We start from the raw sequence: 13,184 nt of genomic DNA, 5'->3' as shown, positions 1-13,184 counted from the left end.
TCCAGAACCCGATCTTCCCGGCGTTCGCCGAGGTCATCGGCGGGGCCCTGGCCCAGCTCGGCCTCACCCCGGTGCTGTGCACCCAGACCAAGGGTGGCGTCTCGGAGGCCGACTACGTCGACCTGCTGCTCCAACAGCAGGTCTCCGGCGTGGTGTTCGCCGGCGGACTGTACGCGCAGGCCGACGCGTCCCACGACCACTACGAGCGGCTCGCCGAACGCAACATCCCGGTCGTCCTGGTCAACGCCGGCATCGAGCACCTGGGCTTCCCCGGCGTCTCCTGCGACGACGCGGTGGCCGTCGAGCAGGCCTGGCGGCACCTCGCCTCCCTCGGCCACGAGCGGATCGGCCTGGTACTGGGCCCCGCCGACCACATGCCCTCCGGCCGCAAACTGGCCGCCGCCCGGTCCGTCGGAGAGGTGCCGGACGAGCACGTCGCCCGGGCCATGTTCTCCATCGAGGGCGGCCACGCGGCGGCCGCCCGCCTCATCGACCGGGGCGTCACCGGCTTCATCTGCGCCAGCGACCCGCTGGCCCTCGGTGTCGTACGGGCCGCCCGGCGCCGGGGCCTCGACGTGCCGTCGCGGATCTCCGTCGTCGGCTACGACGACTCCGCGCTGATGAACTGCACCGAGCCGCCCCTCACCACCGTCCGGCAGCCCATCGAGTCCATGGGCCGGGCCGTCGTGGAGCTGCTGAACGCCCAGATCAACGGCAGCTCCGTCCCCGCCGAGGAGCTGCTGTTCGAGCCCGAACTGGTGGTACGGGGCTCGACCGCGCAGGCGCCTCGTCCCTGACCCGCGCCGGCGCCCGGAGCCGACCGGTGATTGTCGGCGGCTGCCCCTAGTCTTCGGTCAACGTCACGGCGTGGCGCGCCGATCGGGGCCGCCGGGGTGCGCCGTGCCGGATCCGCACCGGGAAGGGGCGAGGCAGCGATGGGTTGGCTGGCAGCGGGCGACACCTACGAAGTCGCACTGGTGGAGGGACGGGTGGTGGCCCGGCCCGCGGCTGGGCAGTCACGGGGCGAGCGGGTGCGAGACGTCCCCGCGGAGATACGGGACCACCCCGAGGTGAGCGGACTCCAGCGGTTCGCCCAATGGCTGGACCGGCACGCGGCCGAGTGCACGGCACAGGTCACCCACTGGATGGTGTCCTCGCTGCCGGTGCCGGCCGCTCTGCTGGCCGGGGTCTGGCCCGACGAGGCCTGGCGGGCGGCGCTGCGCGACATCGTTGTCGTCGCGGACGGCCCGGAGACGGCCGGATTCCTGCGGGACGCGGACGACTCGGGCGCGCTCCGGGTGCTGACCGCCGACGGCGAGACCGTCCGCCTGACACCGCGCACGGTGACCATGCCGCACCCGGTCCTCCTCCCGGGACTCGCTCAACTGCGCGCCCTCGCCGCCGAGTCGGGGGTGACCCAGGGAGTCGACCAGCTGCACCGCGCCCTCTGGCACAAGCCCGACGGGATCGATGCCGACGCCTTCGCGGTCACCCGGTACGCGGGCGCCGAGTACCCCTCGTGGTACCGCCTCTCCGCCCGCGCCACCTCGCTCGGCTACCGGGTCTCCGGCATGAACGCCGTCGACCGCGTCCGGGACGCCGGGCGGATCTTCACCGCCTCGGTCGGCATCGGCGACCCGTACACCGAGGAGAAGGCCTGGACCGGCCGCCTGACCTGGTGCGACGAGGACGGGTACCGCGCGCTGCCGCTGACCGACGTCGGCCCCGTGGCCTGGTCCGAGGGCATGCGCATGGCCGCGGCCCTGCACGCGGGCTGCACGGCGGCCACGGACGGCGGCAAGTGAACGGCGCACGGACACCCGGGAAGGGCACCCACCTCATGAACGACGCGACGACACCGGGCGGGGCGACGGCACGGACGGAGGAGCTGCTGCGGGCCGGAGCCGTGCTGCCGCCGGGCACCACCGGCGCGGGCGACCGGGCCGTGCCCGTGGTCACCCAGGCCTACCGGCATCCCGGCCTCGACGGCCGGACCGTGGTCCGCCTCACCACCGCCGAACAGGGCGTGGAGCCGGGCAGCGGGTTCCTCGGCCTCGAACCCGAGGGCGAGCCGGTGGAGGTCGGCCTCGGACGGCCCCGGGCCACGGGCTTCCCCGAATGGGTCCTGGTCCGGCATCCCTCGGACGGGCACCTGGCCATGTCCCTGGCCGAGGAGATGAACAAGGTGGCGCGGACGGTGAGATCGCGGCCGAAGAAGGCCCGCGCCACCTACGAGTCCATCGGGCAGCGGCTCGCCGGCTCCGTCCCGCACTTCCTGCCGACCTTTTTCGAGCAGGCCGGCCGGGTCTTCCTGGCCGCCGGCGAGAAGGCCTACGCCGCCCGGATGTTCGTCGACGCGCGCAAGGCCGAGACGGCGCACGCGCTGCCCTTCGACGAGGCCCGCATGGACGCGGTGTTCCTCGAGTTCGCCGTGGCCGACGCCGTCCCGACGAAGATCCTCTCCGGCTATGCCAAGGGACTGGCGCCGAGGGTGCCGGCCGCCACGGCCTTCCGGCATCTGCGTGGCCTCTTCGTGCGGCTCGCGTCGCACGGTGTGCCGCCGTCCAGCCCGGGCGCGAGCGACCTGCGCAGACTGGCGAAGGCCGTCGCGGGCAAGGACGCGCTCGCCGAGGAGATGGCCCACCTGCGCGAGATGCTGCCGCTGCCCGGCACGGCCAGGGCCCCGCTCGGCTGGTGGAAGGCGCACCGCCCCGCCCTGCTGGAGCTGGCCCGGCGGGAGCCCGCCGTCCGCGGCACCCTGCTGGGGGTGCTGCCCACGGAGTGGGAGCAGCGGGAACTGCCCCAGTGGCTGGACCTGTTGGAGAAGTCCGGCGCCACCGCCGGTCTGTGCGACACCGGCCTGCCCGCCGAGGAGCGTTCCCCCGACGGCACGGCCGGCTGGACGCGCCGCTTCCTCGACCTGTGCCGCACCGCCGACCAGGGGCTCGCACCGGCGGAGCTGTACCCGCTCGTCGACCGCATGGCCGACACACTCCGCGCCGAACTGCTCGCCGACGGCGGCACATTGCCGCCCCCGGTCGGTGACGTCGACCTCCTCGACCAGCTCCTGGCCCTGCGCGTCCCGGTCGCCGATCCCGTGGAAGGCGCATGGCTGAACCTCCAGGACTGGGCGGCCCGCGACCGGCGCCGCGACCTGCTCGCCCTGGAGGCCGACGCCCGCTTCCGCGCGGCCTTCCGCCGCGGCTGCCCCACCTACGAGCGCGAGAACATCGACCGGCGCACCGTCGTCGCCCTGGCCGACTCGCCCGGCGGACGCCCCCTGCTCGCCGAGTGGGTGGCCGACGCCGGCCGGAAGTACCTCACCACGGAACTGGGCGGATTCACCCCCTACTCCGGCCCGTTCGAGACGCTGAACTGGCTGCCGGGCGAGGTGCTGGCGACCGCCGAGCAGGCGGTGCGCGAAGCACTGGCCACCGGCATCGCCCCGGCGCTCGCCCGCACCCTGCGCACCGGCATCCTCGACGAACTGGGCTGGCCCGCCTGGGACGAGGCGGTCGGCGCGCCCGAGTCACCGAAGGCGGCGCGCGCCATCAGAGTGGGCGAGGCCTGGCCACAGCTGATCGTCCGCAACGGCACACAGGTCCGGGTCGTCGGCCCGGAGGGCACGGTCCTCGCGCACGAGCTGCGCCTCCCGGACGGCTCGGACCGGTGGCACCCCGACCTCCGGTACGTGGACGGCGGACTGCTCGTCACCTGGTACACCTTCTCCACGTCCAGCACGCACGGCTACTGGCACTACGCCGACGCCTCGGCACCGGTACCGGTCGAGGGCGACGTCCGCTACGGCTACGCGTGCGCGGCGGACGGCACCGGCGGGCTGAACGGCATGCCGCCCGCCTCCCTCCCGCTGCCCGGCGGCGGCCGGACCACCGGCCACGGCGTGCTGCGCCGGGGCGACACCAGCCGCATACCCGAGCGACGGACGGTGATCTCCGACGGCACCTCGTACTGGGTCTGGGTCCGGGACTACGCCGACGACGCGAACAGCACCTGGCACGTGTACGACCCGGCCGCCGACACGGTCGGGGAGCCCGGTGGGCCGGACTGGTTCACCGAGGGCCTGCGCACCGCGCCGGAGGGCAGCACCCTCACGACCGGCTGGCTGCTGCCCGCCCCCTCCGCCGAGCCCGGCCCGCTGTGCGCCCCGGTGGACGGGGCGCTCGGCTGGCGGGTGATCACGCTGCCCGACGGTGCGCGGCGGTGCGAGGACCTGGCCGGACGCTCGGTCGTCGTCCCGTCGGGAGTGGGCGGGAGCCCGGAGCATGTCCTGCTGTTCCCCGGCTCCGACCGGCCCCTCTCCGTGCTGCGCTGGTCGGGCAGCGACCTCCGGCTGCTCGATTCCGAGGGGGCGGTGTTCGCCGAGATCACGCGCGGTCACACGGCCGGTCCCTTCAGCGCGGGCACGCCCCTGCTGCCGCCCCTGCGGTACTGGCCCCTGCTCCGGCCCCGCGACCCGCGGGGCTCCGCCGCGCTCCGCCGGGTCGGCGAGGACACCGCGGCGGCGCTGCTGGCGGCGGCCGTGGCGGAGGACGGCGAGGACGGGGCGGCGCTGCCCGGCCTGGTCCGCACCCTGCTGCCGCAGGTCGGCCACGACGCCCTGCGCACGGGCATCGCCGGGGTGGTCCGCTTCGCCGCCGAGCAGCAGCGCACCCTGGACGCGGCGCTCGCCCGGCTGGACTCGGCGGTCCAGGGCGACGTCCCGGAGGAGCCCCGCCCCGCGATCGGCGACCGCCTGCTCGCCTCGGCCCTGAACGGCGCGGGCGTGACCGAACGCGACAGGCGCTGGTACTACGACTCCTCCCACAGCGTCTTCGACCTGCCGAAGCTGCTCGCCCGGTCGGCACGCGGCGAGACGGAACCGACCCCCGCGGGCACCGTGCACGTCTCCCTGGACAAGCAGAAGTCGCTGGAGAGCGTGAACGTGCGGGCGCTGCCCGAACTGCCCGCCGTACTGGCGCTGCGGGCCGCCTCGGAGGCCACCGCCGAGGAGCACCGGCAGGCTCTCGACGCCTACCTGGCGGAACTGGACGCCCAGGAGCTCACCGAGCTGGACCCCGCCCACTGGCGCCGGGTCCGCGTGGTCCTGGACCACGCCGTGTTCAAGGGGCCGGGTGCCGTAGGCGGTTACGCGAAGGCGGCCGTGCTCGACCTGGGCGGCGGGGCGTTCCTGCTCTTCCCCGCCAACTGGTACCTCTGCGTCCTCGAGTACGACCCGGACGGCATCAGCGGCAGGCACTACGGCACCCTGTACCACGACCCGTCCGGCCGCTTCGAGGTCCCCGCCCCCTACACCCCGGTGTCCGAGGAGCCGTTCGTACCGGAGCCGGTCCGGGCGCCCGGCTGGGTCGCGGCCTTCCGCGCCGAGCTGGCCGAGCGCGGCCCGGCGCCCTGGCGCCCCGAGGCCGCCGAGGAGTTCGCCCGGCTCACCGGCGTCACCCCGACCACGGCCCGGCTGCTGCTGGCCGGGATGCCGCAGGTCGACGACAAGCGCGAGGCCGTGCCCTCCGCGACGCTCAAGGTCATCGGCGTGAAGGCGGCCGACGCCCGCGTGGCCAAGGACGAGCTGAGGGCCCTCGACATGGACGCCCTGCGGGCCGTCGTGGCGGCGCTGCTGCCCGTCGAGCCGGTCCGGCTGTGGACGCACGGCCCCGACGCGGCCCGCGCGGCCGAGGTTTGGAACGAGCGGCTCGGCCGGCGCACGCCCCTCCCCGAGGAGGTGCTCCACGACGCGGTCCGCACCGTCGAACCCGTCGGGTGGGCCCCGGCGGGCGCCCTGCGGGGCTTCGTCGACGTCGCCGCCGAGCCCCGGCTGACCCGGGACCTCACCTGGTCCTTCGGCCGCTACGGGGTGGAGTCCGCCGAGCAGTCGCCCGGCTTCGGCAACGACACCCTCAAGGGCGCGGTCGCCCTGGCCGCGTGGCTCGCCCACCGCCTCCCGTCCGGCGACCCGGTCCGGGCCGCCCTGCCCGGTGTGCTGACGGCGCTGCGTACCCGGCTGGCCCACCCCGGGCTGCTGCTCGGTCTCGACAGGAGGGCCGACTGGGCGGAGTTCCGCCGGGCCGCCGGAGAGCCGGACGAGACCGGCGACGGCTTCGTGCGCCACGGCGCGGTCCTCCTCGGCACCGAAGGGCCCGACCTGGTCCCCGCCGTCCGGCCGGCCCTGCTGGACGCCACGGGCAGCGACCCCCGCCTGACGGCCCTGCGCGCCGAGGGGCGGCCCACTGCCCAGGAGACCGCCCTGCGCCTGGTCCACGACGCGCGGTTCGCCGAGCTGCTGGCGGACCCCGGCGCCCCGGTGGCGGGCGAGCGCGACGCCGACGGCCACTGGTGGCCGCAGGACCCCGCCCGCTCCGTGCCCGACCTGGTCGCCGAGGTGGCCGGGCGGCACGGCCTCGGGGAGGACGCCGCCGCCCTCTACCTGATGCTGCTCGCGATGCCCGACCCGACCGACCGCAACACCGCGCGCTGGACCGGCTGGGGCGCGCGGCGCGGGGGTGCCGCCCGGCTCCGTGCCGCCCGCGCCGAACTCGCGGCCACCGCACTCGTCGTGGAGGGCAGCCGCCCCAAGGCGGGCCGCTCGCTGTTCCTGCCCGGCGGCTGGGCCCGGCTCGCGAACCCGCACCTGCCGCTGGAGCGGTGGAAGCTGCCGCTGTACGACCTGCTCGACGGCGAGACACCCGTCCTGGGCGTCGTCGTGCCCTCCCGGCCCGTCGCCGGTCTCTACCGCGAGGCCTGGCAGCGCGTCCAGGACGGGGACGGCCCGCAACTGGAGGAACTGGAGGTGCCGCGACCGCGCGGGCGCCGCCGCTGAGTTCCGCCACCGGCTCGGGGGAGGGGGCGGCCGTCACACGCGGCCGCCCCTGCCCGGTCCGTCAGCGCTCCAGCTCCTTGTGCGCCGTCTCCGGCAGCCGCAGATACACCAGCGAGGACAGCAGGCACAGCACGGCGACGTACCAGGGGAAGAGCCCGGAGTGACCCAGCTCCTTGAACAGCGTGCCCACGTACGGCGCCGTGCCGCCGAACAGGGCGACGGTGAGCGAGTACGGGAAGCCGATGCCGGCCGCCCGCACCCGGGGCGGGAAGATCTCCGCGTTGACGGCCGCGCTGATCGACGTGAAGCCCGTCAGCAGGATCATGCCGGCGCACTGCACGAGCAGCAGCACGGCGAACGAGTCGCGCAGGGCGTGCAGCAGCGGCACGCTCAGCAGGGCGAACCCCACGCCGAAGAACAGCAGCAGCGGGCGGCGGCCGAAGCGGTCGGAGAGCAGGCCGCCGAGCGGCTGGAGCAGCCCGAAGAACGCCAGCGAGATGGTGCCCGCGAGCAGCGCGTCCGACTTGTCCAGCCCCGTGTTGAGTTCGGCGTACGTCGGCAGGTACGACGTCCACGTGTAGTAGGCGATCGTGCCGCCCGCCGTGATGCCGCCGATCAGCAGCGACTCGCGCGGATGGCGGCGCAGCGCCTCGAACAGCCCCGGCCGCGGCGCCCGTTGCTGCTCGGCGCTGCGGGTCTCCTGGGCACCCTGCCGGATCCAGAAGCCGACCAGGCTGAGCGCGGCGCCGAACACGAACGGCACCCGCCAGCCCCAGCCGTTCATCCGATCCTCGCTCAGCGTGTCCACCAGCACCGTCGCGACACCGGAGGCGACGAGCTGCCCGGCGGTCGTCGAGACGTACTGGAAGCTGGAGAACAGGCCGCGCCGGCCGGGGCCCGCCGACTCCACCAGGAAGGTCGTCGACGCGGCGAACTCGCCGCCCACCGACAGCCCCTGGAGCAGCCGCGCCAGCACCAGCACCACCGGCGCCAGCACGCCGGCCGCCGCGTATGTCGGGGTCAGTCCGACCAGCAGGCTGCTGCCGCCCATCAGCAGGATGGTGACGGTCAGCGCGGTCCGCCGCCCGCGCCGGTCGGCGATCGCGCCCATCAGCAGCCCGCCGACGGGCCGCATGAAGAAGCCCACCGCGAACACCGCGAACGTGGACAGCAGCGGCACCAGCGAGTTGTCCGCGCTCTTCGGGAAGACCTGGTCCGCGATGTAGGTGGCCAGAAACGTGTAGGCGTACCAGTCGTACCACTCCACGGCGTTGCCCACGGAGGCGGCGAGGAGCTGGCGTACGGGGCGTCGGCCCGGCGGGGAGTCCGTGTGCATGCCTGTCATGATCGCGACCATCCCCGCCCGGCGGGTCCGGCACACCTCAGGTACCGACGACTTTCACATCAGCGCCACCGGACCCTTCCCTGACGTTTGGTGCTCCTGGAACACTCGCTTCGCGCACATTCCGTCATCGGCCCGCCCCGGACCGGTGCGGTCCCCCACTCCCGAGGCGAGAGGTCTCCCACCCCATGCCCGAAGTCAACCGGCGCCGCTTCCTCCAACTCGCGGGCGGAACGGCAGCGTTCAGCGCGCTGTCCGCGAGCATCGAGCGGGCCGCCGCGCTCCCGGCCAACCACCGCTCGGGAAGCATCGAGGACGTCGAGCACATCGTGGTCCTGATGCAGGAGAACCGCTCCTTCGACCACTACTTCGGGGCGCTGCGAGGCGTCCGCGGCTTCGGCGACCCGCGCCCGGTGACGCTGGACACCGGCAAGTCGGTGTGGCACCAGACCAAGAGCGACGGCACCGAGGTGCTGCCCTTCCATCCCGAGGCCGACGACCTCGGCATGCAGTTCCTCCAGGGCCTGCCGCACGGCTGGCCCGACGGGCAGGCCGCTTACCGCAATGGCAAGTACGACCGCTGGCTGCCGGCCAAGGGCACCACGACCATGGCGTACCTGACGCGCGAGGACATCCCGTTCCACTACGCGCTCGCCGACACCTTCACCGTCTGCGACGCCTACCACTGCTCCTTCATCGGCTCCACCGACCCCAACCGCTACTACGTGTGGTCGGGCCACACCGGCAACGACGGCAAGGGCGGCGGCCCGGTCCTCGGCAACGACGAGGCCGGCTACGACTGGACGACGTACCCCGAGCGGCTGGAGGAGGCCGGGATCTCCTGGAAGATCTACCAGGACATCGGCGACGGACTGGACGCGGCCGGCTCCTGGGGCTGGATCGGCGACGCCTACCGCGGCAACTACGGCGACAACTCCCTGCTGTACTTCAACTCCTACCGGAACGCCAAGCCGGGCGACCCGCTGTACGAGAAGGCCCGCACCGGCACGGACGCCAAGAGCGGCGAGGGCTACTTCGACCGGCTCCGCGCGGACGTCAAGGCCGGCAAGCTGCCGCAGGTCTCCTGGATCGCCGCCCCCGAGGCCTTCTCCGAGCACGGCAACTGGCCCTCGAACTACGGCGCCTGGTACATCTCCCAGGTCCTGGACGCGCTCACCTCGAACCCGGCGGTGTGGGCGAAGACGGCCCTGTTCATCACCTACGACGAGAACGACGGCTTCTTCGACCACGTGGTGCCGCCGCTCCCGCCGAAGTCGGCCGCGCAGGGCCTGTCCACCGTCGACGTCTCCCTCGACGTCTTCAAGGGCAGCGCCACCCACGCCGAGGGCTTCTACGGGCTCGGCCCGCGCGTGCCCATGCTGGTCGTCTCACCGTGGAGCAAGGGCGGCTACGTCTGCTCCGAGACCTTCGACCACACCTCGGTCATCCGCTTCATGGAACGCCGCTTCGGCGTGCGCGAACCCCAGATCTCCCCGTGGCGGCGCGCCATCTGCGGCGACCTGACCTCCGCCTTCGACTTCTCCCGCCCGGACAGCCGGCCCGCCCGGCTGCCGGACACCGACGCCTACGAGCCGCCGGACCGTCAGCGCCACCCGGACTACCGTCCGACGCCGCCCGCGGAGCCGGGCATGCCCCGCCAGGAGCGCGGCGCGCGCCCCGCCCGCCCCCTGCGCTACGCCCCGCAGGTGGACGGCGCCGTGGACACGGCGGCCGGGAAGTTCACGCTGACCTTCGCCTCCGGCGCCGGGGCCGGTGCCGCCTTCCTCGTCACCTCCGGCAACCGCGGCGACGGCCCGTGGACGTACACCACCGAGGCCGGCAAGACCCTCGCGGACACCTGGAACTCGGTGTACTCGGACGGCGCGTACGACCTGTCCGTGCACGGCCCCAACGGCTTCCTGCGCGTCTTCCGGGGCGGCAACAGGACCGCAGGGCCCGAGGTCACCGCCCGGCACACCGGCGACGACGTCCGGTTGACCTTCACCAACGCCGGGTCCGGCACGGTCCGCCTGCGGATCAGCGACGGCTACGGCGGCCCGGGCGGGACGGTCACCGTGCGCCCCGGCGCCACCGTGCGCCAGACCGTCGGCCTGGCGGCGAGCCGGCGCTGGTACGACCTCACCGTCACCGCCGACGGCGACCCGGCCTTCCTGCGGCGCTTCGCCGGACACGTGGAGAACGGGCAGCCGGGAGTGAGCGACCCGGCGATCGCCACGGCGTAGACGCGCGTCGCTGCGCGGGCCTCACAGCGGAGTGAGGTGCCCCGGCCCCGGCCGCCGGGGCACCAGCCCGGGCCCGGGTCCGGCCTGCACCGGCCCGGTTACCGGGCCGGTCCTCGCGGGCCCGGCCTCCACTGGTCCGCCTTCTGGCGCCGGGCCCGGCATCGGCGCCGGCGCGAGCGTCGGCACGGCCATCTGCCCCGGCACGCCCGGCGTCACCGAAGGCCGGTCCTCGGCCGCCGGAGGTGTCCCGTCGGGCAGTGGGGGCGTGGTCCGGCTCAGGTGGACCACGCCCCAGCCGGCCAGGGCCGCGCCGGTCAGCGCCAGCAGTACACCGGCCGGGCCGCCGCGCAGCCGCTCACCGAGCAACGACACGCCGATCACCGCGGCGGCCACCGGGTTGGCCAGCGTCACCACCGCGAGCGGGGCGCCCAGGCCACCCCGGTAGGCCGTCTGGGACAGCAGCAGCCCGCCCGCGGCGAAGGCGGCGACCAGCACCGCCACCCCGATCACCTGGACGCTGAGCAGCGGACCCGAGCGGTCCGTGACGGCGACCGTGACGGTCTGGGTGAGCGCCGAGGCCACCCCGGAGGCGATCCCGGACGCCGTCGCGTGCCGCAGACCCGGCCGGGCGCCGGGCCGTGACAGCAGGCCGATCAGCGTCGCCGTCGCACCGGCGACCGTCAGCGCCTCCGGCACGCTCAGCACGTCGTCGGGCGCCGGGCCGGACGCCGTCAGCAGCAGCGCGCCCAGACCGAGCAGCGTCAGCCCCGTGCCCCGCCACTCGACCGCGCTCACCCGCCGGCCCGCCAGCCGCGCCCCCAGCGGCACCGCCGCGACCAGCGTCAGCGCGCCGAGCGGCTGGACCACCGTGAGCGGGCCGTACTTGAGGGCCACGACGTGCAGGAGCGCGGCCCCCGCGTTGAGCGCGACCGACCACCACCAGGCGCCGCTGCCCAGCATCCGCAGCGCGCCCGACCCGGAGCTGCGGGCGGCCAGCCGCTCCTGGGCGACGGCCGCGGCGGCGTAGGCGACGGCCGAGACCAGGGACAGCAGGACGGCGATCAGTGCGGCGTTCACCGGCCCGCCCCCACCAGCTCGGGCCGCTCCGTCTCACGCCGCCCGGCCGCCCGCCGCCGGGGCACCGGCAGGCGGTGCGCGGTCCCGCGAGGACCGGCGACCCCCGCGGTCCCGTGGGCCGGGTGCGGCGGGCGGAGGACGGCGAGGGCGATGCCGAGCAGGACGGTGGCCGCGATCACGTCGAGCCAGTAGTGGTTCGCGGTGCCCACGATCACCAGCAGCGTCACCAGCGGATGCAGCAGCCACAGCCACCGCGCCCGCGACCGGGTCGCGACGATCAGGCCGACCGCCAGCATCAGAGCCCAGCCGAAGTGGAGCGAGGGCATCGCCGCGAACTGGTTCGACAACTGGTCGGTGCGCGGCGGGCCGTACACCGAGGGCCCGAACACCCGGGCCGTGTCGATCAGGCCGACCGCGCCCAGCATGCGCGGCGGGGCCAGCGGGAAGGCCAGATGCAGCACCAGCGCGGCTCCGGTCAGCGCCGCCAGCACCCTGCGGACCCAGACGTAGTGCGCGGGCCGCCGCAGATAGAGCCAGACCAGGAAGGCCACGGTGGCCGGGAAGTGGACGGTGGCGTAGTAGGTGTTCGCCACGTGGACCAGGACGTCGCCGTGCAGCAGCAGGGACTGCACCCCGGCCTCGTCGGGCAGCCGCAGCGCGCGCTCCCAGTCCCATACGTGGTGCGCGTTGCCGAAGGCCTCGGCGGTGTGTCCCGTCGCCAGTTGGCGGCCGAACTTGTAGACGAGGAAGAGCCCTGCCACGAGCAGGAGTTCACGGACGAGCGGCGGGCGCGCGGGCGCGTCCGGCTCCGCCTCATCAGGCCTGGTGCGGGCATTCATCCCCGGGGCCCCTTCGCTGACGGTGGTGCGTGCGGTGGTGCGGGCGGCGTGTGACGGTTCTCATCGATACGACCCCGTTCCGATACGCCAGTGTACCGATACGATCGGGTACCGGTACACTGGCGTATCGATAGACTGACGACACACTGGAGCACGGGCCCCCGGCCCCTGGTGCAGTGCCGCTGTCAACGAGTGAGGAGCAGAGCATGACGTCGCAGGCCGCGGACCGACCGGAGCCGGTCGGAGCCTCGCGCCGCTCCAAGCTCACGCCCGAGCGTGAGCAGGAGTTCTTCGACGCCGTGCTCGAACAGATCCGTGAGTGCGGCTACGACGCCGTGACCATGGAGGGCATCGCCGCCAGCACCCGGTGCAGCAAGTCCACGCTCTACCGGCAGTGGAAGACGAAGCCGCAGTTCGTGGCGGCGGCCCTGCGCTCCAGCCGCCAGGTGCGCTTCGCCGGCATCGACACCGGGTCGCTCGCGGAGGACCTGCGCCACGCGGCCCGGACCGCGGGCCAGTGGTCCGGCAAGGACACGCTGCTCCAGGCGCTCGGCCACGCGGTCATGCAGGACCCGGAGCTCCAGCGCGCGCTGCGCGAGGCGCTGGTCGAGCCGGAGATCGCCGCGCTGCGGGAGATCCTGCGGCGAGGGGTCGAACGGGGCGAGGTCCCCGCCGGCCACCCGGCGCTGGAGTTCGTGCCCGCGCAGATGTTCGGCGCGCTGCGGATGCGCCCGGTCGTCGAGGGCGAGTACGCCGACGCGGAGTACCTGGTGCGGTTCGTGGAGGCCGTCGTGCTGCCGGCCCTCGGCCTGCCCTGAGACTCAGGTCGCCGTCCACGGGATGACTGGACA

8 protein-coding genes are annotated in these 13,184 nt (G+C 74.5%); 5 read left to right on the top strand and 3 right to left on the bottom strand.

Annotated features, from left to right (window positions below):
- From GTW67_RS05585 to GTW67_RS05575, 3 genes are all read left to right on the top strand, one after another.
- Nucleotides 1-797: substrate-binding domain-containing protein (locus GTW67_RS05585; RefSeq protein ID WP_161163679.1), on the top strand; the 797-nt coding region annotated here is incomplete at its 5' end.
- 138 nt (nt 798-935) lie between these two features.
- A complete protein-coding gene (locus tag GTW67_RS05580) occupies nt 936-1,805 on the top strand; it encodes a DUF4132 domain-containing protein (protein WP_161163678.1) in 870 nt (289 codons plus the stop codon).
- Between the two features lie 35 nt (nt 1,806-1,840).
- A complete protein-coding gene (locus GTW67_RS05575; RefSeq protein ID WP_161163677.1) occupies nt 1,841-6,832 on the top strand; it encodes a DNA-binding protein in 4,992 nt (1,663 codons plus the stop codon).
- Between the two features lie 61 nt (nt 6,833-6,893).
- On the opposite strand, the gene GTW67_RS05570 is transcribed toward GTW67_RS05575, so the two are convergent.
- Nucleotides 6,894-8,189: an MFS transporter gene (locus GTW67_RS05570; protein ID WP_161163680.1), complete on the bottom strand. Its 1,296-nt coding sequence runs from the start codon at nt 8,187-8,189 to the stop codon at nt 6,894-6,896.
- 173 nt (nt 8,190-8,362) lie between these two features.
- Between GTW67_RS05570 and GTW67_RS05565 the strand changes: the two genes are divergently transcribed.
- The gene (locus GTW67_RS05565) at nt 8,363-10,417 is read left to right on the top strand and encodes a phosphocholine-specific phospholipase C (protein WP_161163676.1); all 2,055 of its coding nucleotides are present in this window, start codon (nt 8,363-8,365) and stop codon (nt 10,415-10,417) included.
- Nucleotides 10,418-10,438: 21 nt separating this feature from the next.
- Here GTW67_RS05565 and GTW67_RS05560 read toward each other — a convergent pair whose 3' ends face one another.
- Nucleotides 10,439-11,494: a DMT family protein gene (locus GTW67_RS05560; RefSeq protein ID WP_161163675.1), complete on the bottom strand. Its 1,056-nt coding sequence runs from the start codon at nt 11,492-11,494 to the stop codon at nt 10,439-10,441.
- Nucleotides 11,491-12,333: a phosphatase PAP2 family protein gene (locus GTW67_RS05555; protein ID WP_161163674.1), complete on the bottom strand. Its 843-nt coding sequence runs from the start codon at nt 12,331-12,333 to the stop codon at nt 11,491-11,493. The genes GTW67_RS05560 and GTW67_RS05555 overlap by 4 nt, the downstream gene beginning before the upstream one ends.
- Before the next feature lie 206 nt (nt 12,334-12,539).
- On the opposite strand from GTW67_RS05555, the gene GTW67_RS05550 reads away from it, so the two are divergent.
- Entirely contained in the window at nt 12,540-13,151 is a 612-nt protein-coding gene (locus GTW67_RS05550; protein ID WP_161163673.1) for a TetR/AcrR family transcriptional regulator, read from the top strand.
- Nucleotides 13,152-13,184 lie beyond the last annotated feature (33 nt).

Origin of the sequence: Streptomyces sp. SID5910 (assembly GCF_009862125.1) — a bacterium.
Lineage (GTDB): Bacteria > Actinomycetota > Actinomycetes > Streptomycetales > Streptomycetaceae > Streptomyces.
The sequence above is the reverse complement of the archived record's forward strand: the minus strand, read 5'-3'. Positions and strand labels throughout refer to the sequence as shown.

Bases quoted from the DNA above. Each gene is read 5' to 3' on its own strand.
- GTW67_RS05580 (WP_161163678.1), top strand. From the start codon at position 936: ATGGGTTGGCTGGCAGCGGGCGACACCTACGAAGTCGCACTGGTGGAG.
- GTW67_RS05575 (WP_161163677.1), top strand. From the start codon at position 1,841: ATGAACGACGCGACGACACCGGGCGGGGCGACGGCACGGACGGAGGAG.
- GTW67_RS05570 (WP_161163680.1), bottom strand. From the start codon at position 8,189: ATGGTCGCGATCATGACAGGCATGCACACGGACTCCCCGCCGGGCCGA.
- GTW67_RS05565 (WP_161163676.1), top strand. From the start codon at position 8,363: ATGCCCGAAGTCAACCGGCGCCGCTTCCTCCAACTCGCGGGCGGAACG.
- GTW67_RS05555 (WP_161163674.1), bottom strand. From the start codon at position 12,333: ATGAATGCCCGCACCAGGCCTGATGAGGCGGAGCCGGACGCGCCCGCG.
- GTW67_RS05550 (WP_161163673.1), top strand. From the start codon at position 12,540: ATGACGTCGCAGGCCGCGGACCGACCGGAGCCGGTCGGAGCCTCGCGC.